The sequence below is a fragment of the Amycolatopsis rubida genome (assembly GCF_900115345.1).
In the GTDB taxonomy this organism is placed as follows: domain Bacteria; phylum Actinomycetota; class Actinomycetes; order Mycobacteriales; family Pseudonocardiaceae; genus Amycolatopsis; species Amycolatopsis rubida.
Map to the genome: position 1 here is coordinate 133,358 of NZ_FOWC01000001.1, position 22,062 is coordinate 155,419.

21 protein-coding genes and 3 tRNA genes are annotated in these 22,062 nt (G+C 68.2%); 9 read left to right on the plus strand and 15 right to left on the minus strand.

Annotation, left to right across the window (positions count from 1 at the left end; all coding sequences use genetic code 11):
- Window positions 1-11: 11 nt before the first annotated feature.
- The 5 genes from rplA to BM362_RS00710 all read right to left on the minus strand — a co-directional run bounded on the left by rplA (window position 12) and on the right by BM362_RS00710 (window position 2,760).
- Complete coding sequence (rplA, locus tag BM362_RS00690) at window positions 12-731, minus strand: 50S ribosomal protein L1 (RefSeq protein WP_037816302.1); 720 nt, start codon at window positions 729-731, stop codon at window positions 12-14.
- Window positions 732-805: 74 nt separating this feature from the next.
- Window positions 806-1,240, minus strand: a complete 435-nt coding sequence (gene rplK, locus BM362_RS00695) for a 50S ribosomal protein L11 (RefSeq protein WP_009072206.1) — start codon at window positions 1,238-1,240, stop codon at window positions 806-808.
- An 82-nt stretch (window positions 1,241-1,322) separates the two neighbouring features.
- Window positions 1,323-2,144 carry a transcription termination/antitermination protein NusG gene (gene nusG / locus BM362_RS00700; RefSeq protein WP_067583594.1) on the minus strand — a complete coding sequence of 274 codons (822 nt, stop codon included), beginning with the start codon at window positions 2,142-2,144 and terminating at the stop codon, window positions 1,323-1,325.
- Between the two features lie 76 nt (window positions 2,145-2,220).
- Window positions 2,221-2,655 carry a preprotein translocase subunit SecE gene (gene secE, locus BM362_RS00705; RefSeq protein ID WP_161269654.1) on the minus strand — a complete coding sequence of 145 codons (435 nt, stop codon included), beginning with the start codon at window positions 2,653-2,655 and terminating at the stop codon, window positions 2,221-2,223.
- Between the two features lie 32 nt (window positions 2,656-2,687).
- Window positions 2,688-2,760: transfer RNA gene (locus BM362_RS00710), tRNA-Trp, on the minus strand.
- 434 nt (window positions 2,761-3,194) lie between these two features.
- Here BM362_RS00710 and BM362_RS00715 point away from each other — a divergent pair.
- Both BM362_RS00715 and BM362_RS00720 read left to right on the plus strand, forming a co-directional pair.
- Entirely contained in the window at window positions 3,195-4,097 is a 903-nt protein-coding gene (locus BM362_RS00715) for a TIGR03619 family F420-dependent LLM class oxidoreductase (RefSeq protein WP_167545173.1), read from the plus strand.
- A gap of 50 nt (window positions 4,098-4,147) precedes the next feature.
- A complete protein-coding gene (locus BM362_RS00720; RefSeq protein WP_067583585.1) occupies window positions 4,148-5,056 on the plus strand; it encodes an SGNH/GDSL hydrolase family protein in 909 nt (302 codons plus the stop codon).
- A gap of 348 nt (window positions 5,057-5,404) precedes the next feature.
- On the opposite strand, the gene BM362_RS00725 is transcribed toward BM362_RS00720, so the two are convergent.
- The 6 genes from BM362_RS00725 to BM362_RS00750 form a co-directional block, all read right to left on the minus strand.
- The gene (locus tag BM362_RS00725; protein WP_043827683.1) at window positions 5,405-5,803 is read right to left on the minus strand and encodes a MaoC family dehydratase; all 399 of its coding nucleotides are present in this window, start codon (window positions 5,801-5,803) and stop codon (window positions 5,405-5,407) included.
- Complete coding sequence (locus BM362_RS00730) at window positions 5,800-6,249, minus strand: MaoC family dehydratase N-terminal domain-containing protein (RefSeq protein WP_067583582.1); 450 nt, start codon at window positions 6,247-6,249, stop codon at window positions 5,800-5,802. Before BM362_RS00730 ends, BM362_RS00725 begins: the two co-directional genes overlap by 4 nt.
- A 126-nt stretch (window positions 6,250-6,375) precedes the next feature.
- Window positions 6,376-6,540, minus strand: a complete 165-nt coding sequence (gene rpmG / locus BM362_RS00735; protein WP_005152047.1) for a 50S ribosomal protein L33 — start codon at window positions 6,538-6,540, stop codon at window positions 6,376-6,378.
- A gap of 49 nt (window positions 6,541-6,589) precedes the next feature.
- Window positions 6,590-6,662 (minus strand) — tRNA-Met (locus BM362_RS00740).
- A gap of 149 nt (window positions 6,663-6,811) precedes the next feature.
- Window positions 6,812-6,884: transfer RNA gene (locus tag BM362_RS00745), tRNA-Thr, on the minus strand.
- Window positions 6,885-6,963: 79 nt separating this feature from the next.
- On the minus strand, window positions 6,964-9,585 hold the full coding sequence (locus BM362_RS00750; protein ID WP_093571880.1) for a putative bifunctional diguanylate cyclase/phosphodiesterase: 2,622 nt from the start codon (window positions 9,583-9,585) through the stop codon (window positions 6,964-6,966).
- Window positions 9,586-9,834: 249 nt separating this feature from the next.
- Here BM362_RS00750 and BM362_RS00755 point away from each other — a divergent pair, with 249 nt between their 5' ends.
- The 4 genes from BM362_RS00755 to lon all read left to right on the plus strand — a co-directional run bounded on the left by BM362_RS00755 (window position 9,835) and on the right by lon (window position 15,018).
- A complete protein-coding gene (locus tag BM362_RS00755) occupies window positions 9,835-10,776 on the plus strand; it encodes a GNAT family N-acetyltransferase (RefSeq protein ID WP_093571881.1) in 942 nt (313 codons plus the stop codon).
- 34 nt (window positions 10,777-10,810) lie between these two features.
- Window positions 10,811-11,659: an SAM-dependent methyltransferase gene (locus BM362_RS00760; RefSeq protein WP_093571882.1), complete on the plus strand. Its 849-nt coding sequence runs from the start codon at window positions 10,811-10,813 to the stop codon at window positions 11,657-11,659.
- Window positions 11,656-12,483, plus strand: coding sequence for an SAM-dependent methyltransferase (locus BM362_RS00765; RefSeq protein ID WP_093572679.1), 828 nt, complete (start codon window positions 11,656-11,658; stop codon window positions 12,481-12,483). The genes BM362_RS00760 and BM362_RS00765 overlap by 4 nt, the downstream gene beginning before the upstream one ends.
- A gap of 132 nt (window positions 12,484-12,615) precedes the next feature.
- Window positions 12,616-15,018, plus strand: coding sequence for an endopeptidase La (gene lon, locus BM362_RS00770; RefSeq protein WP_093571883.1), 2,403 nt, complete (start codon window positions 12,616-12,618; stop codon window positions 15,016-15,018).
- 554 nt (window positions 15,019-15,572) lie between these two features.
- Here lon and rfbA read toward each other — a convergent pair.
- Both rfbA and BM362_RS00780 read right to left on the minus strand, forming a co-directional pair.
- Window positions 15,573-16,454 (minus strand): glucose-1-phosphate thymidylyltransferase RfbA, encoded by an 882-nt coding sequence (gene rfbA, locus BM362_RS00775; protein ID WP_093571884.1) that lies wholly within the window; start codon window positions 16,452-16,454, stop codon window positions 15,573-15,575.
- Window positions 16,455-16,528: 74 nt separating this feature from the next.
- Window positions 16,529-17,677: a hypothetical protein gene (locus BM362_RS00780; RefSeq protein WP_093571885.1), complete on the minus strand. Its 1,149-nt coding sequence runs from the start codon at window positions 17,675-17,677 to the stop codon at window positions 16,529-16,531.
- 198 nt (window positions 17,678-17,875) lie between these two features.
- On the opposite strand from BM362_RS00780, the gene BM362_RS00785 reads away from it, so the two are divergent.
- Both BM362_RS00785 and BM362_RS46735 read left to right on the plus strand, forming a co-directional pair.
- Entirely contained in the window at window positions 17,876-18,571 is a 696-nt protein-coding gene (locus tag BM362_RS00785) for a hypothetical protein (RefSeq protein WP_093571886.1), read from the plus strand.
- Between the two features lie 455 nt (window positions 18,572-19,026).
- Window positions 19,027-19,503 carry a hypothetical protein gene (locus tag BM362_RS46735; protein ID WP_143132347.1) on the plus strand — a complete coding sequence of 159 codons (477 nt, stop codon included), beginning with the start codon at window positions 19,027-19,029 and terminating at the stop codon, window positions 19,501-19,503.
- Window positions 19,504-19,900: 397 nt separating this feature from the next.
- Here the strand turns inward: BM362_RS46735 and BM362_RS00790 are convergent, their stop codons facing one another.
- Complete coding sequence (locus BM362_RS00790; RefSeq protein WP_244287005.1) at window positions 19,901-20,731, minus strand: hypothetical protein; 831 nt, start codon at window positions 20,729-20,731, stop codon at window positions 19,901-19,903.
- Window positions 20,700-21,521: a sigma-70 RNA polymerase sigma factor region 4 domain-containing protein gene (locus tag BM362_RS00795; protein WP_093571888.1), complete on the minus strand. Its 822-nt coding sequence runs from the start codon at window positions 21,519-21,521 to the stop codon at window positions 20,700-20,702. Before BM362_RS00795 ends, BM362_RS00790 begins: the two co-directional genes overlap by 32 nt.
- A gap of 123 nt (window positions 21,522-21,644) precedes the next feature.
- Between BM362_RS00795 and BM362_RS00800 the strand changes: the two genes are divergently transcribed.
- Window positions 21,645-22,043, plus strand: a complete 399-nt coding sequence (locus BM362_RS00800) for a hypothetical protein (RefSeq protein WP_093571889.1) — start codon at window positions 21,645-21,647, stop codon at window positions 22,041-22,043.
- The last annotated feature ends 19 nt before the right edge of the window (window positions 22,044-22,062 follow it).

Consider the following 22,062-nt stretch of genomic DNA (forward strand, 5'->3'; position numbering starts at 1 on the left):
TGATGTGCGACTCAGACCGCCGCTTCCTCGGAGAGGAGGTTGCGGGTCCGCGCCGGGTCGACCGGGATGCCCGGGCCCATCGTCGTGGTGAAGGTGATCTTCTTGACGTAGCGGCCCTTCGCCGACGACGGCTTGGCGCGCAGGATCTCGTCCAGCGCGGCCGCGTAGTTCTCCACCAGCTTCTCGGTGTCGAACGACGCCTTGCCGATCACCAGGTGCAGGTTCGCCTGCTTGTCGACGCGGAAGTTGATCTTGCCGCCCTTGATGTCCTTCACGGCCTTCTCGACCGCGGGGGTCACCGTGCCGGTCTTCGGGTTCGGCATGAGGCCGCGCGGGCCGAGGATGCGGGCGATGCGGCCCACCTTGGCCATCTGGTCCGGCGTCGCGATCGCGGCGTCGAAGTCGAGCCAGCCACCCTGGATGCGCTCGATCAGTTCGTCGGTGCCGACCGCGTCCGCGCCGGCGGCCTCGGCCTCAGCGGCCTTGTCGCCGACGGCGAAAACGATGACGCGGGCGGTCTTACCGGTGCCGTGCGGCAGGTTCACGGTGCCGCGGACCATCTGGTCGGCCTTGCGCGGGTCGACCCCGAGACGCATCGCGACCTCGACGGTCGCGTCCATCTTCGTCTTGGAGGTCTCCTTCGCCAGCTTCACGGCCTCGAGCGGCGCGTACAGCCGCGCCTTGTCGATCAGCTCCGCGGCCTGGCGGTAGGCCTTGCTGTGCTTGGTCATGCTTCTGTCCTCAAATCAATGGATCAGTGTGGTGGCGAGCCGCACCCGGCTCTCCCACGGATTGCGGTGAAAGGTCAGCCTTCGACCGTGATGCCCATCGAACGGGCGGTGCCGGCGATGATCTTCGCGGCCTGGTCGATGTCGTGCGCGTTGAGGTCGGTCTCCTTGGTCTTCGCGATCTCGCGGACCTGGTCCCAGGTGACCTTGGCGACCTTGGTCTTGTGCGGCTCGCCGGAGCCCTTCTCCACGCCCGCGGCCTTGAGCAGCAGCTTGGCGGCCGGCGGCGTCTTCAGCTTGAAGTCGAACGACCGGTCCTCGTACACGGAGATCTCGACCGGGACGACGTCCCCGCGCTGCGACTCGGTCGCGGCGTTGTAGGCCTTGCAGAACTCCATGATGTTGACGCCGTGCTGACCCAGCGCCGGGCCGACCGGCGGCGCGGGGTTGGCCGCACCCGCCTTGATCTGCAGCTTGATGATCGCCGCAAGCTTCTTCTTCTTGGGTGGCATTACCTTGTGTCCTTCTTAACTGACGTGAGTCCCCCGCACACCTGCCAGTACGCGGGGACTGCCGACCGGGATGGCCCGGCCGTCAGATCTTGGAGACCTGGCTGAACGAGAGCTCGACCGGGGTCTCCCGGCCGAAGATCGACACCAGGACCTTCAGCTTCTGCCCGTCGACGTTGACCTCGGAGATCGTGGCGGGCAGCGTGGCGAACGGGCCGTCCATGACGGTAACCGACTCGCCGACCTCGAAGTCGACCTCGACGGCGGGCGCACCGGACGGCGCGGCCGCGGCGGACTCGCCGCCCTTGGCCGCTTTGGCCGGGGCTTCCTTCTCGACCTGCGGGGCGAGGAACTTCAGCACCTCGTCCACGGTCAGCGGCGACGGCCGCGAGGTGGCTCCGACGAACCCGGTGACGCCCGGGGTGTTGCGGACCGCGCTCCACGACTGGTCGTTGAGGTCCATCCGGACCAGGATGTAGCCGGGCAGCACCTTGCGCTGCACCTGCTTGCGCTGGCCGTTCTTGATCTCGGTGACCTCTTCGGTCGGAACCTCGATCTGGAAGATGTAGTCCTCGACGTCCAGGGTCTGGGTACGCGTCTCGAGGTTGGTCTTGACCTTGTTCTCGTAACCGGCGTACGAGTGCACGACGTACCACTCGCCCGGCGCGGCCTTGAGCTCGGCGCGCAGCGCGGCGACCGGGTCGTCCGCCTCGGGGGCGGGCTCGGTCACGTCGGCGTCGTCCGCGTCGCTGTCGTCGGCGGAGGCTTCTTCGGCGACGACCTCGTCCTCGGCGACGGGCACCTCGACGGCGTCGGCGGACTCCTCGTCGCCGGGTGCCGTCTGCACCTGCTCGTCGGAAAGCTCGGTCAGGTCGCGACCGGCTTCGGTGCCGTTGTCGGAGGTCACGTTCCGTCCTCTCAGTTGATCGCTTGCCGGGCCGGACCGGGGCCCGGCCAGCGCGGTGGCGCGCCCGTTGCGGGCGTCAGCCGAAGACCAGCCCGACCAGCTCCTTGAAGCCGAGATCGAGGCCGCTCACGAGGGCCACCATGAACACCACGAACACCAGCACGACCGCGGTGTAGGTGACCATCTGCTTGCGGTTGGGCCAGATGACCTTGCGGAGCTCGGCCCAGACCTCGCGGATGAACCGCGTAAACCGGGCGAACACCGAGGCCTTCTTGGCCTTCCGGTCCCGTTTGGGGGTAGGCGCGCCCTTGGCGTCGGCGGGCTTCGCGACCTTGTCGCCCGCCTTGCCGGACGGACGGGTCGAGCCCGGCCGTGCCTCGGACTTGCCTGCCGGCCGAGCGGAAGCGCGGCGTTCGCGCCGAGCCGCGGCGGACACCGGGCGGGATTCGACTCCGGACTGCTTGCCCGAATCGTCCTGCTCGTGCTCGCCGCTGGCGTCGCTGTCGCTCACGACCACTCCTCCGCTCCACCAGTTCCCGTACGCAGGGGTGACAGGACTTGAACCTGCAACCTGCGGTTTTGGAGACCGCTGCTCTGCCAATTGAGCTACACCCCTGTGGAGCCCGGTCACCCTGGCTCCGGAGGACGCATTCCATCATCCCCACCATCCGGCGGGGATGACCGTAGTGCGTTCCGAGTTCCGAAGTCTACGGCAAGCCGGATGAAGCCTCGCAACCCAGCCCCCTCGACCGCGCCGCGGCGGTCTCGCGGCACCCCGGAGACGGCCGTTCCGGACCCTTCGGACAGCACCCCGGAATCCTCGGCGAAGATCACCTGATCGTGCGAATATTAGCCCGTGCCCGTAATCCGATTAATCGCAAAGCCGTCGGCGACCGCCGCCTCGCCCGGCTTCGTAGCCGTTCCGGATTGCTGGCACGGCAAGCGAAACCGCTTCCGCACCCGCGAATTTCCCCACCAGGCAGCCAAGACCGGCCCACGGGAAGATGATCTTCGTTGACTCGCAAGCGGAACTCTGATCAAGGAGCATCGGTGACCTCATTCCGGCTTGGGCTCGCTTTGCCGCAGTACGGCAAGCTCGCCGACCCCTCCGCCATCGCCGGCTTCGCCACCGAAGCCGAGCGCATGGGCTTCGCTTCGCTGTGGGTCGGCGACCGGGTGCTGACCCCGGTCGCCCCGAAGACCTATTACCCGTCCGGTACACCCGAACAGCCGTACCCGCCGGAGTTCGTCCGCTTCGTCGATCCGCTGCTGGCGCTCACCATCGCGGCGAATTCGACCGAGACCGCGCGGCTGGGGTCGAGCACCCTCAACGGCCCGCTCTACTCCCCGGTGCTGCTGGCGCGCTCCCTGACTTCGCTGGACCTGCTGTCCGGCGGCAGGCTCGACGTCGGACTGGGGCTCAGCTGGCTTCGCGACGAGTACACCGCCGCCGGCGTGCCGTGGGAGCACCGCGGCGCGCGGCTGGCCGAACTGGTCGAGGTGCTGCGGACGCTCTGGACCGCGGACCCGGCCGGGCACCAGAGCGAACGCTGGGACATCCCGGACTCCCTGATCGGCCTGCGTCCGCTGCAGCGGCCCGGCCCGCCGGTGCTGCTGGGCGGGGCGTCGGACGCGGCACTGCGCCGCGTCGGCCGGATCGCCGACGGCTGGTTGCCCGCCGGGCTCCCGATCCCGCTGCTGCGGCAGAAGTGGGCGATGGTCGTCGAATCCGCGGAGAAGGCGGGCCGGGATCCCGAGTCGCTGCGCCGGGTGCTGCGGATCAACCCGACGCCGGGCTCGAAAACGGCGACCGTCGAGGACGTCGCAGCTCAGCTGAAGGCCGCCGAAGCCGACGGCATCACTGAGGCCCTGGTCGATCTGCACTATCTGGCCGAAACCGTCCCGCACGCGCTGGAGCTGGCGGGCGAGTTGCATACTGCTGTCTTCGCGTGATCACCCGTAAGCGGGTCGTCGGCGAGGGGCCGGACCGGTAAAACGGTCGGGTGGGGGCAAACAAAAGCGGTGGATGCGGGTTGCTCGTCCTCGTCGTCGTGGGGGCGCTGCTGGCCGTCGGCTACTACAAGTCGAAGCACGACTCGTCGTCCGCACCGCCGTCCGGCGCGGACACCGGCGGCGGCAGCGGCCGGTACGTCGCGCTCGGCGACTCCTACACGTCGGCGCCGCGCACCGGGAAGCAGGCGGGCTCGCCGACCGGATGCGCGCGGTCGGACAACAACTATCCGCATCTGGTGTCGGCGAAGCTGAAGCCGGCGAAGTTCGTGGACGTCAGCTGCAGCGGCGCGACGACCGAGGACTTGACCGGCGCGCAGTCGACCCGCAACGGCTCGAACCCGCCGCAGTTCGACTCGGTCACCGCGAACACGACGCTCGTCACCCTGGGCATCGGCGGCAACGATGTGGGATTCATCTCACTGGCCCAGACCTGCGTGACCGCCCACCAGAGCGCCTCGCCGTGCAAGGACCGGCTCACCGCGGGCGGCAAGGACGAACTGGCCGACCGGATCAGCGGGACCGCGAAGAAGGTCGGCACCGCGCTCGACCAGATCCACCAGAAGGCCCCGAAAGCGCGAGTGGTGGTCGTCGGCTACCCCACGGTCCTCCCGGACGGCGACGGCTGCTGGCCAGTGCTGCCGCTGGGCTCCGGCGACGTGGCGTACCTGCGGGACGCCCTCGGCAAGCTCAACGACGCCCTGTCCGACCAGGCCAAGTCGCACGACGCCGGATTCGCGGACACCGCCGAGCCGAGCAAGGGCCACGACGTCTGCGCGAATTCGGACGTCAAATGGGTCGAAGGGGTGGTCCCGACGTCCTCGGCCGCGGCCCTGCACCCGAACGCGCGGGGCGAGGCGGGGATGGCTGACGTGGTGGAGTCGGTGCTCGGAGCGCACTGAGGCGGCGGCCCAATGAGGTTTTCCCGGTTGCTTGCGCGGCGGGTTCGCGACCACCGCACACTGGTGCAGCAGCTCCCCGGTCCCGCCGGTGTGAACGGGGCCACGCGGCTCGGCCCGCAGGCTGTGCACCTCCGCAGCGAGGCCGCACGCTTCTGAGAAACCCCCGATGGGGCATTGGGGCATCCCGACGCACCCAACGTGGCATTGGCCGGACTGGCGCCAGACCCGCGGGGGGGGAGTTTTACGTATAGCTCCGCTGGGTGGGGGGGCGTTGAGCGCACCCAACGCCACATTGGGCGCGAAGCGGGCTCTGCGGGCGAAGTCGGCGCTGCGGGCGAAGCCGGGCGATCAGGGGCGGACGAGAGCCTGCGGTTTGCCCAGCACGGTCTTGCCCTCGAACTTCACCGTCAGGTCAATCCGCGCGAGCCCCTCGTCCGTCAGCGCGCCGACCTTGCCGGTCACCTCGACCAGAGCGCCCTCGTCGTTGTCCGGCACCACGACCGGGCGGGTGAAGCGCGTGCTGAAGTCCACGAGGCGGGCCGGGTCGCCGAGCCAGTCGGTGACGATGCGGCCGGACAGGGCCATCGTGAGCATGCCGTGCGCGATCACGTCCGGGAGGCCGACCTTGGTCGCGAAGTTCTCGTTCCAGTGGATCGGGTTGAAATCGAGCGAGGCCCCGGCGTAGCGGACCAGTTGCGCGCGGGTGATGCGGACCTCCAGCGGAGGCAGTTCGTCGCCGACGTTCACGCTTCCGCCCCCCGAACCACGAGCTGCGCCCGCGTCGTGCACACGAGTTTGCCGTCCGCGTCGGTGATTTCCGCGCGGAGGTTGATGAAGTCGTTGCCCGCCCTCGCCATGATCGCCTCGATCGTGGCCGAGATTTCCAGCTCGTCGCCTGCGTGGACCGGGCGTTCGTAGCGGAAGCCCTGGTCGCCGTGGACCATCCGGGAGTAGTCGAGGCCGAGCGCGGGGTCGGACACGATGCCGTTGATCTTCGGCAGGTTCAGGATGGTGAGGAAGGTGGGCGGCGCGAGCACGTCCGGGTGGCCGGCCGCGCGGGCCGCCTCCGGGTCCCGGTACACCGGGTTCGGGTCGTCGATCGCGTCGGCGAACTCGCGGATCTTCTCCCGGCTCACGAAGTACTTGCTGTCCGACGGGTACTCCCGCCCGGTGAACGACTGGTCCAAAGGCACGCGAAGAAGGCTAACCGAACCTCGGCGCCGACCCGCGCGGGTGCCAGAACTGGCCAGTAGACAGCGAAAAGCCGCCCCGGCGCAGTGCCGGGGCGGCTCTTCGAAGCTGGTAAAAGACCGCCTGCGTCAGCGGGTCTCTTTGTGAGTCCGGTGCGTACCGCAGTTCGGGCAGAACTTCTTCATCTCCAGGCGATCCGGGTTGTTGCGCCGGTTCTTCTTGGTGATGTAGTTGCGGTGCTTGCACTCCTCGCACGCCAGCGTGATCTTGGGTCGCACGTCGGTGGCAGCCACAGCGTTTCCTTCTCTCTCAGATCCGGGGGCCAGCCCCGTCGTTACCGCGTAGCGGTGGCCGGACTTGAACCGGCGACACAGCGATTATGAGCCGCTTGCTCTGCCAACTGAGCTACACCGCCCTACGTGACGGCCAACCCCAACCCGGCCGAAACGCTCCGGGGGTCCAGGGGGCTAGCCCCTGGCGGGGGTCTGGGGGTTCGACCCCCAGATGGACGCCGCGAAGCGAGCCACGTCCGCGTTTTCCGCAGACATAGCTCGCCTACTCGCGAGCCCCTTTACGGAATCGAACCGTAGACCTTCTCCTTACCATGGAGACGCTCTGCCGACTGAGCTAAAGGGGCCTGCCTCTCGCGAGGACTTGGAAAGATTAGCAAGGGGGTTCACCCGGCTGTGCAACCGGGGTCGGTTAACCGCAAAACCTCAGGTCAGCAGGGTCAGCACGGTCTCCGAGTGCCGTCCCGGCGAGCGCGCCGTGCGGGCCTGCAGCCACGCCTCGAGGCGGTCCTCCGGCAGCGGCCGCGAGATCAGATAACCCTGGGCGACGTCACACCCCATCGCCTCAAGCTGATCGCGCGCCACGTCCTCCTCGACGCCTTCCGCCACGACCGTCAGGCCCAGCGAGTGCCCGAGTTCGACAATCGAGCGCACCACCGCGAGGTCGCCGAGATCGGTGCCCATGCCGAGCACGAAGCTCTTGTCGATCTTGACCTGGTCCACCGGCAGCTGGCGCAGGTACGCCAGCGACGAGTACCCGGTGCCGAAGTCGTCCACCGCCAGCACGATGCCCAGCGAATGCAGCTCGCGCAGGATCGGCAGCGCCTTCTGCGGGTCGGACATCACGCCGGACTCGGTCAGTTCGAACGTCAGCAGTTCCGGCGGCACGTCGAAGCGTTCCAGTTCGCGCTGGACCTTCGCCGGGAAGTCGTCGTCGGACAGATTCCGCACCGAAAGGTTCACTGCCGCGGAGATCCGCAAGCCCTCGTCGAGCCACTTGCGCACGCGCTTCAGCGATTCCTCCAGCACGAACGACGTCAGCACGCCGATCAGGCCGGCCGCCTCGATCGCGGGCACGAACTCGTCCGGACCGAGCCTGCCGAATTCCGGGTGTACCCAGCGCACGAGCGCCTCGACGCCTTGCACCTGCCGGTTCGGCAGCGTCACCTTCGGCTGGTAGTGCACCGAGACGTGGCCGTCTTCCAGCGACTGCCGGAACTGCGTGACCATCTGGAACCGGCGCAGGAAGATCTGGCCCATGCTCGGTACGTAGCCGCGCACTTCCTCGCCGCCGCGGGTGGCGCGGACGGCGACGTCGGCGCGCTGCAGCAGGCCGTCGACGTCGACCTCGCCGGCGTCGTCCACGGAGCTGGCGTAGCCGATCATCGCGTTGGCCTCGACCGAAAGCCGGTCCACCGGATACGGCTCGGACAGCTGCACCCGCAGCCGTTCGGCGGCACGGTGGGCGTCTTCGATCGTGCAGTCCACGAGCAGCGCGGCGAAGGACGCGCCTTCGAGCCGGGCGAGCGGGACGTCCGGGCCGAGTGCGCCGCGGATGCGGGTGCCCGCGGCGACGACCATCCGGTCCGCCCACGAGTAGCCGAGCGCGTCGCTGACCGTGGAGAAGACGTCGAGGTCGATCCGCAGCACCACGGCCTCCGCCGATTCGCGCAGCGGATCCCGCGAGACCTGCTGGAATCCCGGCCGGTTCAGGTGCCCGGTGAGCGGGTCGTGGTAGGCGTCGTGGCGGAGCGTGGCGAGCAGCCGCCGGTTGTCGAGCGACGTCGCGAGGTGGCTGGCCATCGTGCCGAGCAACTGGACGTCGTACTTGCCGAAACCGCGCCAGCGCGAGAGCCGGTCGTGCGCTTCGACGACTCCGAGCAGCCGGTTCGCACTGCGCAGCGGCACCACGAGCGCTTCCTGCGCACTGCGTTCCAGCAGCGCCGCACGGACGTCCGGGTTGGCCTCGGTGATCCGGAAGTGCCGCACGTGCGCACCGGGCAGGCGCAGCAGCGGGTCGTCGCTGGCCGGGTCCGAGGCCGGAAGTTCGTTGCCCGCGACGACGACGCGCATCGGATCATCGGCCTCGAGCCGCAGGCGGAGCACGACGCGTCCGGCGGCCAGCTGGTCCTTGATCCGCTCGGCGATCGTGGCCCATTCGCGCACGTCGACCTCGCCCACCAGCTCCTCGCCGCGGCTCGCCGGACGAGCGGCCGCCTGCTGCCCGGACCGCGCGACCATCAGGCTGACGTCGGACAGCGCTTCCATGTCCCGCTGTTCGCGAAGCAGATCGGAGTAAGCCCAGTACAGCGCGGTCAGGCCGAGGAACACCGCCAGCACCAGCGGCCAGGCCTGCGGGGTGCTCGCGATGACGAGGTAGCCGGTGAGGCCGACCGAAGCGTTGACGAAGCCGACCACGAGGATGCGGCCGGTCAGCCGGATCGCGGTGCTCACGCGCATCCGGCGGCGCAGCACGCGCACCGCGGCCAGCGCGAGCAGCGTGCTGACCAGCGGCGCGGTGAGCGTTCCGGCGAGCGCGGCGACCCACGGCATGGTCGGCCCGCCGCCCATGGCCAGGTGCACGAGCCCGGCGACGGCGAACGCGCCGGTGATTTCGAGCAGGAACGCGCCCGCGTTGTAGAGGACGCGGCCGGCGACCTTGCGCGCCAGCAGGGTGCCGATTCCCGCCACGAGATGCGCGGCGAGCACCACTTCGAACGGGGCGACGAAGAAACCGATTACCAGCGGAATCTCGGTGAACGAGATGGTCCACGAGATGCCGCTGCGGACGTCGACGTTGATGCCGAGCTGTTCGGCGAGCAGGAACGCGACCGCGAGCACCGGGCCGATCCACCAGAGCTTCGCCGAGCCGTGGAACGGCAGCCAGGAGCCGACGGCGAAGGCCGCGAGCAGGCCGAGGCCCAGCACGAAGAAGGTGTAAACGCGGAAGCGGCTTTCGTCCGTGCGGCCGTCGGCCGGTGCGGAGCCAGCTCCTCCCGAGCCCATCGCCTCCGGCGCGGTACCGGGATGGGCGTTGCTGTCCGGCATCCGACCTTCCTTCCCGGCTGCCCGGTCGCGCTCGTCCGTGACGTCAGGTGTGGGCGAGGGCGCCACCTTACCCCGTAGGGCGTACCGGCGTCCCTTTCGAGACAGTAGGAGATCACCCCAGGGTTAACAATGGGCGTTCTTCTCTGACCTGCGTGGACCAAGGAGTGAAACTCCCGGTTCGCCCCGGAACCCCCGGGCCGGGGAGTGTTCTGGGGGTCTTTTCCGCATCCGTCGGCGGACAATGGCGGTATGCACAACGACGTGACAGCCACCGGCCATGCGGCGCGCATCGCCACGGTGGACGCACTGCTTCCCGCGCCACTCCCCTTCGAGGTCGGAGGGGATTCCGTCCTGCTTTCCGCCGAGGTCGGCGACACCACCGCGGCCGGTCTGACGACCTGCACCGGGCTCGGCCCGGACAGCCCTCAGTCGATGTGGCGGGCACTCGTCGAGCACCGGCTGGAGGTCCAGCTGGCCGGCCCCGATCCGGCCGCCGGACTCGACGCCTTGCTCACTCGATGGGATGAACACCTGCGGTCCCTCGCCCGAGTGGGGGATACGGAGTGCGCCGCGGTGCTCTCCCGGCCCAGCCGCGACACCGCCGGAGCCACCGAACTCCTCCGGCACGGCTTCGCCCCGGTCGGCGTGCTCGCGGTCCGCCCGGCGCAGCGGATGGCCGCCGGACCCGACGCGACACCGGGCGTCTGCATCCGGCACGCGACGCCGGACGACCTCTCCACCGCGGTCGCGCTGCAGCTCGAATTGCAGCGGTACGACGCGCAGTTCGGCCGGATCACGCTCCGCCCCGGCGTCGAGGAGCTGATCACCAAGGAGCTGCTGCACCACCTCGAACGGCCTGAGCCGCAGGTCTGGATCGCGGAGCTGTACGGCCAGCCGCTCGGCATGGTCGTGCTGCAGATGCCCGACGAGACCGGCTGGATCCGGCACCGGGTGGCCGCTACTCGCGTGGGTTACCTGTCTTCGCTGGCGGTTTCCGAGGCGGCTCGGTCCTCCGGTGTCGGCACCGCGCTGGCCGCGCACGCGCACCAGGTCTTCGACGAGGCAGGCGCGGATGTCGTGCTGCTGCACCACGCCGTGGCGAACCCTCGGTCGACGCCGTTCTGGTACGCGCAGGGCTACCGGCCGCTGTGGACCGGCTGGCAGCGAAGGCCCGCCGTGCGTTCTCGCTAGTCTGGCGTTGCCAGGCGATCCGAGGGGAGCCCCAGTGACCGAGAAACCCGACGCTGCGCCGAAAGCGCCGGAAGGCGTCGATGTCGAGAAACCCTCGGCCGCGCGGGTCTACGACTGGTACCTGGGCGGCAAGCAGAACTGGGCGGTGGACCGGGAGTTCGGCCGCCGCGTCGAGAAGATGTGGTCGCTCGCCCGGCCTGGCGCGAAGCAGAACCGCGAGTTCATGAACCGCGTGGTGCGCGCCGCGCTGGACGCGGGCATCCGGCAGTTCCTCGACCTCGGCTCCGGCGTGCCGACCGCGGGCAACGTGCACGAGGTGGTCGAGGGCGCGCTGGGCGACGACGACGAGGCCACCGTGGTGTACGTCGACTACGAGCCGGTGGCCGTGGCGCACGCGACGCTGATCCTTGAGGACGAGGCGGCCACCGACTGGGCCGGGATCGTCCAGGCCGACATGCGCGATCCCCGGGCCGTGCTGAACGACCCGCGCACCCGCGAGCTGATCGACTTCGACAAGCCGGTGTGCGTGATGCTGATGGCGGTGCTGCACTTCGTCGGCCCGGACGACGATCCGGACGGCATTGTGCGCGCCTATCGGGACAAGCTCGTGTCCGGCAGCTGGCTGGCGATCTCGCAGATGAGCGAGGGCGACGGCAGCGGTCCCGCGCTGGAGGGACTGCGGTGGTTCGTCGAGCAGTACCGCAAGACGAGCAATCCGATGTGGCTGCGGGACCGCGACGAGATCGAACCGTTCTTCGGCGGCTGGCCGCTGCTGGAGCCGGGGATCACCCATCTGCCGGACTGGCGGCCGGAGCGCGAGCTGAACGCCGTGGAGGCGGAGGCTCGCCCGTTCGCCTGGTGCGCGGTGGCGCGCAAGCCGTGACCGCCCCCGACGCACCGCGGGGCGTGGACGTCGACAAGCCCTCCGCCGCCCGGATCTACGACTGGTACCTCGGCGGCACCCAGAACTGGGCGGTGGACCGGGAATTCGGCCGCCGCGTCGAGAAGGTGTGGCCGCTCATCCGGCCGATGTCGCGGGAGAACCGGGCGTTCATGAACCGGGTCGTGCGGGCCGCGCTCGACGCCGGGATCCGGCAGTTCGTCGATCTCGGGTCGGGCGTGCCGACGGCGGGCAACGTGCACGAGATCGTCCGTGACCAGCTGCCGGCGAGGGTCGTCTACGTCGACTACGAACCGGTCGCGGCGGCGCATTCGCGAGTGATCCTCGAAAGCGAGGACGCGACCGAATGGGCCGGGATCGTCGAACGCGACATCCGCGATCCGGAGGCGATCTTCGCCGACGAAATCACCCAGGAGCTGATCGACTGGTCGCAGCCGGTGTGCCTGCTGATGATCACCGTGCTGCACTTCCTCGGCCCCGGCGACCGGCCGGACGAGCTGGTCGCCGCCTACCGCGACCAGCTCGCGCCCGGCTCGTGGCTGGCCGTCACGCACGGCACCTGCCGGGACGACGCGCCGCCGGAGCGGGCGGCCGAGGTCCGCGCGTTCGTCGACGCGTACCGGGACACGTCGAACCCGGCGTACCTGCGCTCGGACGAGGAGATCCTGCCGTTCTTCGGCGGCTGGCCGCTGCTGGAGCCGGGGATGAGCGCGCTGCCGGACTGGCGGCCGGACGAAGCGGTGTCGGAGTTCGCGGCGGAGGTCCGGCCGTTTGCCTGGGGTGCGGTCGCGCGAAAACCGTCGTGAGTGTTCATGCCGGTGAGAACCGGGATTGCCACTCACGACCCCCCGGCTTCTCTCCCAGCGAACACTCCCGGGGAAACAAACCCGCCCCTCAGAGAGTTGAGCACCTACGACTCAACTATTCGAGGAGTGCACATGTCCGACCCCCGCCTCCTGCCCGTCCTCCCGCTCGATGACGACGTCGTGCTGCCGGGCATGGTGGTCCCGCTCGACCTCGGCGACGCAGAGACCCGGGCCGCAGTGGAGTCCGCCCAAGCCAAGACCCCCGCGACCGCGTCGTTCCCCGGGATCCGCTCGGGCGCGGCGAGCAAGGCCGAAGTCCTGATCGTCCCGCGCGTGCACGGCGAGTACGCCGAACTGGGCACCGTCGCGACCGTCGAACGGATCGGCCGCGTTCCCGGCGGCAAGACCGCGGTGCTGCTCCGCGGTACGGCGCGCGCTTCCGTCGGCCGGATCGCCGACGGCCCCGGCGCGGCCCGCTGGGTGCACGCCGACGCCGCGGACGAAACTTCCGACGACCGCACCGCGCAGCTCGCCGCGGAGTACAAGGCCGTGGTCATCTCCGTGCTGCAGCAACGCGGCGGCTGGCAGATGATCGACGCCGTCCAGCAGGTCGAGGAGCCGTCCGCGATCGCCGACCTGGCAGGCAACGCGCCGTACCTGTCCACCGACCAGAAGCTGGAGCTGCTGAGCGCGCTCGACATCAGCGTCCGGCTGGAGAAGGCCCTTGAGTGGAGCCGGGAGTACCTGGCCGAACTGGAGGTCACCGAGACCATCCGCAAGGACGTCGCGGACGGGATGGAGAAGCAGCAGAAGGAATTCCTGCTGCGCCGCCAGCTCGAAGCGATCCGCAAGGAACTGGGCGAACTCGACGGCGCCGCGGCCGACGACGACTACCGCGCCCGGGTGGAAGCCGCCGATCTGCCGGACGAGGTGCGCAAGGCCGCGCTGGCCGAGGTCGACAAGCTGGAGCGGACGTCCGAGCAGTCGCCCGAGGGCGGCTGGATCCGGACCTGGCTCGACACGGTGCTGGAGCTGCCGTGGACTGAGCGGACGGAGGACGTCTACGACATCGCCGCCGCGCGGGCCGTGCTCGACGCGGACCACGCGGGTCTGGACGACGTCAAGGAACGGATCATCGAGTACCTGGCCGTGCGCAAGCGCCGCGCGGAATCGGGCCTCGGCCCGGTCGGCGGACGGCGTTCCGGTGCCGTGCTCGCGCTCGCCGGCCCTCCCGGGGTCGGCAAGACGTCGCTGGGCGAATCGGTCGCGAAGGCGATGGGACGCAAGTTCGTGCGCGTCGCGCTGGGCGGCATCCGGGACGAGGCCGAGATCCGCGGCCACCGGCGCACCTACGTCGGCGCGCTGCCCGGCCGGATCGTGCGGGCCATCAAGGAGGCCGGCTCGATGAACCCGGTGGTGCTGCTCGACGAAATCGACAAGGTCGGAGCCGACTACCGCGGCGACCCGACGGCCGCGCTGCTCGAAGTGCTGGACCCGGAACAGAACCACACGTTCCGCGACCACTACCTCGAGGTCGAACTGGATCTGTCCGATGTGGTCTTCCTCGCGACGGCCAACGCACTGGAGACTATCCCCGGCCCGCTGCTGGACCGGATGGAACTGGTGACGCTGGACGGCTACACCGAACACGAGAAGGTCACCATCGCGCGGGATCACCTGCTCCCCCGCGAACTCGAACGAGCCGGCCTGGCGCCCGGCGACGTGGTGCTGACCGACGAGGCGTTCAGCCGGATCGCCGCGGAGTACACCCGCGAGGCCGGGGTGCGCGACGCGAACCGGACGATCGCGAAGGTGCTGCGGAAGATCGCCACGAAGGTGGCTCTGGGTTCGGTCTCGCTGCCGCTGTCGATTTCGGCGGCGGACCTGGAAACCTACCTCGGCCGGCCACGGCACGTACCGGAATCGTCGCTGCCGACGGCGACCCAGCGGACGTCTTTGCCAGGCGTGGCAACGGGTTTGGCAGTCACCGGCGCTGGCGGTGACGTGCTGTACATCGAGGCGTCGCTGGCCGATCCGGAGAGCGGAGCTTCGGGCCTGCAACTGACCGGGCAGCTGGGTGAGGTGATGAAGGAGTCGGTGCAGATCGCGCTGTCGTACCTGCACTCGCACGGCGCGGAGCTGGAACTGCCGGTGGGAGACCTGCGAGAGCGGGGAATCCACGTGCACGTCCCGGCGGGCGCGGTGCCGAAGGACGGTCCTTCCGCGGGCATCACGATGACGACCGCGCTGGCTTCGCTGCTGTCGGGCCGGGTGGTCCGGGCCGATGTGGCGATGACCGGGGAGGTTTCGCTGACCGGGCGGGTGCTGCCGATCGGCGGGGTCAAGCAGAAACTGCTGGCCGCGCACCGGGCGGGGATGAAGACGGTGATCATCCCGCAGCGGAACGAGCCGGATTTGGATGATGTGCCGGCTGAGGTGCTTTCGCAGCTGGAGGTGCACGCGGTGGCGAATGTGCGGGAGGTGCTGGAGTTGGCTTTGACGCCGGCTTCTTCGGAGATTCGGCAGGCTGCTTGATCGTAGGTCCGTGAAGGGCTCCTTGGGGGAATCTGATTCCCCCAAGGAGCCCTTCGCAGCACGTCAAGAGAAGTCGAGCTTCCCCCCTTCAAAGCCTTCCACCCACGACGAATCGCCCTCCGCGGAGCCGGTGAACGCCGTCACCACCTCCGCCAGGCTTTCGCCTCCGTGCGGTAACGCCGTCCTGGCGCTCCAGCGCGAACTTCCCGTGTCCATTTTGGACATAGTGGTCGCCGCGTTCCAAGACGGCGCACCGGCTCTTCGCCGACAACCGACCCAGCGCCGCCTCGATCGTTTTCCACGCGGGAACCGTCGCACCGGGTCAGGTCCAGCACGTTCGGCCGATGCACTTCGCCGGTCTGCGGATTGAACACCGTCAAGCCGCGTTTTCGAGCCAGGCCAAGGACAACACGCGCGAGCGCTGGATCGCAAGTCGCGACAGAACGCGCGGCCAAGGACGAGCCGGCCCGAGCCCTCGCGAAGGCTGGCGTAGCGGGCTGGGGATCGTCGGCCCAGACCCCCAGGTCGCAGCTCAAGATCCCTTCCGGAAAGGATCAGCTCTGCGCCCCCGCGAGCACGGCCACGTTCATCACGTATTCGCCGTACCCCGACTTGGCCAGCTTGGTACCCAGCGCGTGGCATTCGTCCGCGCTGATGAAGCCCATCTTCAGCGCGACCTCTTCCAGGCACGCGATCCGCACTCCGGTCCGGTGTTCCAGTACCTGCACGAATTGACCGGCTTCCAGCAGCGAATCGTGCGTGCCGGTGTCGAGCCAGGCGAAACCGCGGCTCAGCTCGATCAGTTTGGCGCGGTCTCGGCGCAGGTAGGAGAGGTTGACGTCGGTGATCTCCAGCTCGCCGCGCGCGGAGGGCTTCAGGTTGCGGGAGATGTCGACGACCTCGTTGTCGTAGAAGTACAGTCCGGTGATCGCGTTGTTCGACCGCGGCTTCTCGGGTTTTTCCTCAATGGACAGCAGGGTGCCGTTCTCGTCGACCTCGCCGACGCCGTAGCGCTCGGGGTCTTTCACCTGGTAGCCGAACAGGACGCAGCCGTCGAGGTCGGTCGCGGCGGTGCGCAGGGTCGTGGAGAAGCCTTGGCCGTAGAAGATGTTGTCGCCGAGCACCAGCGCGACCGAATCGTCGCCGACGAAGTCCGCGCCGATCACGAACGCCTCGGCGAGGCCGTTCGGGCTCGGTTGTTCCGCGAATGAGAAGGACAGCCCGAACTGGCTGCCGTCGCCGAGCAGGCGGCGGAAGTTCGGCAGGTCGGCTGACGTCGAGATGATCAGGATCTCCCGGATCCCGGCCAGCATCAGCACCGAGATCGGGTAGTAGATCATCGGTTTGTCATAGACCGGCAGCAGCTGCTTCGACACGGCCTGCGTGATCGGATGCAGACGTGTTCCGCTGCCCCCGGCGAGCACGATGCCCTTCACAGCCCCTCCTCGCGTGCGGTGGTGGTGTTCACCGTACCGAGTGAGCATGGAGGCCGTCTGGGGCTTCCCTCAACTCAGAAGGCCGGGCCCTTGCCGAAGAACGCCTGGCAGCCGTTCGCGTACTCGGTGGCGATCTCCAGCACGTTCTTCCCGCCCTCGACCGGCAGCACGGTGGACGAATAGTTGGGGCAGTAGTTGTTGTAGATGCCGGTGATGTGGACCGGCGCGGGGAGCTCGTACCAGTCCCCGGCGCCGAAGTTGTCGTTGGCCAGCAGCGTCTGCCCGTTTCCGGACACCGGGGTGCCGTCGGCGGTCGTGTAGATCTGGCCGACCATCACCAGCCGCACGCCGTTCGGGCCGCCGGGGAACAGGGTGGTGGTCTGTGCGTGCTGGAAGTAGTTGCCGCTCGCGGTGTTCACCCTGGTGCCGGGGTCGGCCGGGTCGCCCCAGTTCGCGCCGTCGGCGGAGATTTTGTAGTACGGATCGCAGTAGCGGTCGCGGTAGTTGCAGATCTCGTAGCCGAACCAGTACCGGCCGTCGGGCAGCCTGCGGATGATCGGCATGCCCGGACGCACCCGGGACGGCCCGATGGCCATCGTGAGCTGCTTGGTGCCCCAGTTGACCCCGTCGGTCGAGGCGACGCGGTTGAGCACCTGGCCGTACTTCGGCGCCTGCGTCTCGTCGGCGTAGTGCAGCCAGAGCGTGCCGCCGGCGTCCACAGTGAACTCCGGTTCCCAGACGCCGTCGTGGTTGTGCGAGAGCGCGGCCTCGGACAGATACCGCCAGTCGCGGCCGCCGTCGCGGCTGGCCCACACCTTGATCCCCATCCGGCGCTGCGGTCCCGCGTCCTGCCGGTAGGTCGCCGCCCACAGCAGCGTGCCCGCCCGCATGCGGCCGACCCGCCGCGGCAGTTCGTAGAGGGTTCCGCAGCATTGGCCGAGCTTGGCGTCGGGGTCGCGGATCTCGCCGATCTGGTGGAAGCTCGCGCCCTCGTCGGTGCTCTCCAGGATCGGCGCGAACCGGCCGTTGCCGTCCTCGCTGGTCAGCGACGCGATGATGGTCCCGCGACCGAACGGCGAGTACTCCAGCCGGATCAGCCGCGGGTACGAGCCGAAGCCGGGTACGAGCAGCTTCTTGCCGGCGGCTTCCGCGACGGGCGCGATCGCGGTCACGAGGACCGCCAGCGAGGTGAGGAAAGCAAGCACGGGAGTCCAGCGGCGCATCCAGAAACTCCTCTCACGACCGGACGGGCGATTACACCACGTGGTCGCCTCGCCACCATCGATTTCTCCTGGTCACCCGCGTGAGTCCACCCCTTCGAGGAGATCACTGGGCTGTTCGGGGTGCCCGTTTCGTAACGACTGGGCGAAGCGTGACGAAAGATCATCCGGAGGCCCCGTCGGGGCAAGCTAGGGGGGATCATGCGCCGCACTGCCGTGCGTCTGGCCGCCGTCTGCGCGGCGGTCGCGCTCACCGCGTCGTGCTCCCCGCGGCCGACTGGCATCGGAGCGATCGTGTACCCGATGGAAGACGAACCCGGCGACACCCCCGCGCCGGTTCTGCCGCCGCGACCGGAGAAGCCGCGCCTCGCCGAGCACCCGGCGGAAACCCACCAGGGCAAGAACACCGCGACCGTGCCGTTGACCTGGCCGTCCGGGGTCTCGGGATTTCTCACCTTCGACTGCCCGAAGTGCACCGGACACGTCGCCGTGACGACCGACGGCACGGAAAGCCTGCTGGTCAACGACGGTGACGCCTACCACGGGACGGCCTGGTTCAACGTCTCCCCCGGCGGCACATCGGTGCACACGCTGGCGGTCGAGGCAACGGGCTCGTGGACCGCGACGATCACCGACTACCGCGGAGTGCCTGCCGTCGAACCGGGCAAGCCGTACAACGGCCACGGGGACGCGGTCCTCGCGGTGCCCCCAGGCATGGTCATGGGGAAGTTCTTCACAGGTTCGAAGGGCTCGAACGGAGTCTGGGTGCTTGCCGACGGCTACCCGCGTCTGGCGGTGAACCACATCGGCGAGACGACCGGGGAGTTCGCGCTCACCGGACCCACGTATGTGGCGGTGGAGACGTTCGAGGCGGAGTGGACCTTTACCGCCTGGTGAGGCGCTGCGGACGGCTTGGCGTCCGCAGCGCCGTCGCTCACCGGTAGTTGGTGAACTGCGTCCGACCTGGGCAAACGTGCCGCCGTGGGACTCTGAGCTGCGGGTTTGTGTCCGTTGGCGGTCGTCGTTGGTCAGCGCTGGCTGGTGCCGTCTGTACCGGATTTGTACCCGCATCACATCGCGCCGACGTCTTGCGATGTAACGACGGGTCAGTGCGCGCGACTGATCAACCATGTTGAGGTACATCTACATCGTCGCGAGGACGCAGAGTGAGCGTTCCTGAACCGCGCGTACGATCGATGAGGAGCCGCAGGCTCTACAGTGGCATCCGACGCCAATCGTCCGCAGTAGTCGCAAAGGCGCCTACTGAAGCCAAGAAGCCTTTCCGTGAAACGGGTTCTTTTACTGTAATTGTGTCGACTGGTGCAAGCTTTCTTGTTGCCATAGTTGCATCGTTGACCACCATCATCACGACGAACGCAACGATCGAAAAAGATCGCGATATTCAGCAGCGGCAAATTGACAGTCAGCGAACAGAAGAGGCTAGAGCTAAGCGCGAGCCGGTATATAAGGCGTACCTCGACGCCGCCAACCAGTACTCTGTCGCAACTAACGACCTGCTCGATGGCTGTGCGCCGCAGCCTCATGCAACTCTGGAGTCGTTGTACTCAATATGTCCAAGAGCTAACGAGTTCAACTCGGCAAGGTCTAACTATCAAGACCGCCTGAATGATATGTACATATTCGGTACTCCGACTGCTGTTCAGGCTGTTCGGGCGTTGTCTTCAGTACTTCCGCCCGGTCTGTCATCCGGTTTCCCGGACGTAACCATAACGCGCCCTGATCGAGGTACTTTTACTTATCTCTACCGGCTGGTGCAGGGGCAAACTTGCCTGGACATTAAAATTGACGCAAGTCAACCGTGTCTCTAACCACAAGTGGGTGGCCTCTCGGCATCTCGTCGACCTGGCGCAGCCCGATCACGTCGTGTCAAGGGGGCACCTTCCGCCCTGGGTGCCTGAACTGCGAAAACGCCCCCTTGACGCGGCGTGATAGCCCTTTGGGAGGTCGGCGAGATGCCGTTTGGCCAACCACGGACGCAACGTGCGAGCCCTGCCGGCCATCTCGGAGACCTGCCCGTCCGGCGAGGACATCTCTGATCTGCGACTTACCGCGTCCATCGGCCCATTCGCCCCGGCCGACTCGCGGGGGACCGGCCGCCAGGCCGCACGCCCCCGCGAGGGCTTGGCCGGGGCAAAGGCATGGGGCCGAGCGGCCCCGGAGGGGCCGCCTTGATCCAGTAAAGAAACTTCTCACCGGCTACGCGTGTCACGCTCCGGGCAGCACGGCCACCAGGCTCTTGTCATCGTGGCGCTTGGCGCGTGGCAGCGCCTCTCCGGACGGATCAACTCCGGATTCCCACGCCTGGCACTGCACCAAGAGCCCGTGCAGCGAGTCTGTATCCATGGCAGAGACCTGAGGCCAATCGTTCAAGCCAAGGTGCTTCATCGGGTCGTAGGCGCCATCAGTAGCCAGCACCAGCCACGGAACCTCGTCAACACGACGTCGCTCGATCAGGGCGTGCTGAGCGGCCTTCTCGCTGGCCTCGGCGATCCAGTACCCGCCTTCACGGTTCCGCCGAGCGGCCTGCTCGGTTTGAAGGCTGCGGAGGATCTCACGGTGTCGGTCGTCGAATCCGCCACCGGCAGACAACCGCTCCCGGTATGTACGACGTGGTTCGAGGTCCAGCGCGTCCATGCGGTCATCCGTGATCACCTCATTAGGCAGGACGGCCACGCTGTCTCCGAGCGCCAGCACGTCGACCCATCCGCCCGTCTCGCGAGCGATCGTGACCGTGCTCGACGGAGAACGCCCCGGCACCAGCTCCAGTCCGGCAGCCGTCTCCTTGATCGCCCGTCCGAGCATCGTCCGCAGGTCGCCAGACGGTTCGGCAAGTAGCTGGTCCCGGAGGTTGGCTCCGAGCTGACTCGCGTACGTCGCCGGAGGCACGGGCACAGGGCGGAACGCGGACGCTCCGTCCAAGAGCACGACCGCGTTTGGGGTCAGGAACGCCTTGTCGTCGCTGTCTTCGGACGCGGGGAGCTGGGCGACTACTGCGCGCATGTGATCACCACACGAAAGGTCCGGCTGCAAGTTCACTGTGGACGATGTTCAGGCCGTCGTACTCGGCTCGGACGACCAGCGAACACGGCTTGTCCGCCGTCGTGCCGAACACCCATCCGAGGTTTCTCACGAGGTAGTCGGTCGCTCCGAGGGACCCGATCCCGTGGATACCCGCGATGTGCACGACCACACGATCGTCGACGAGGTGCCGCCCCACGTAGGCAACGTCGATGGATTCGGTTTCCGCAGCATCTGAGGGGGAGCCGTGCCGGTCACCCGTGGCGGTCTCCTCGATCCACCAACGGCCGTCATCCTCGACCATGCTCAGGGTCGGGTCCTGGTCGAGCAGCCATGCGCCCACAGGTGCTGACTTCGGCCCGCACACGACCACGGTGTCCCCGGCCGGCGGGTTCTCCCGATCCGGTTCAATCTGGAACTGCGAGGTCGTGAAGGCCATCGAGTCCAAGAACCGGTCGAGCTGTTCGGTGGTCTTAGCGTCCTCCGCCGCGATCAACGGCCGCTCACGGTCGGTCGTTTGGTACCGATACGGCACACCGACGCTGACGGGGCCGACGCCGAAGAACGCCCGCTCAGGTACAGGTGCCGTGCTTCGGATCTGGGTGACGCGCCCCTTGGTGATGCCGAGCTTCGCCGCGATCTCCGTGTAGCTCAGCCCTAGCTCGCGGTGTGCCCGCTCGATCGCGTGGCGTCGGAGGCGTGCCAGCTCGGTTGCTTGCTGCTGGTAGACGGTGAGTAGCTCAGTCGCGCGCCGACCCTGACGGAGAGGGTCGGGCTCCCGCCGCACGGCCTCGAATTCGCTGCTCATCGTGCAGAGTTTAGACCCCCTTGACGCTGATCACCAGGTGGGCGTAACCTCGGTTTACCACCCCTAAACGACTGACGACCGCCTCTCGCTCAGAGAGTTTAGGGCCCTAAACCGGAGGTTGACATGGGCGCGCTGGCCCTGCTGGAAGACGAGCCGTACGTGACGGTGATCCCGGACCGATTCCGCTTCTCCGACGAGAACCCGCTGACCTTGGACCCGTACGCGCGGAACAAGTTCGGCGACCTCCCGCCGTACATCGAAGACGTCATCACCGATGTGGTTGGCCTGACTCAGGCTGAGTGGGACGCCCTGGTGGACCAGGGGGAGACGTACTCGGTGGTCGGCCCGTTCCAGTACTACTCGCTGGCCCGGTTTCTCCGCTCGGTTGCTCGTCGTGGCCACCGCTCAGGTCCTGCCGGAGTCTGCCCGGACTGCTGGGGCTCGCTCGCGATGTCCGATGTGGATGGATCCATGACGGGCCGTGTCGGTGCCGCCGTCGTGTGTGTCTGCGTGGGGGTCTGAACCATGGCCATGGCTTCTC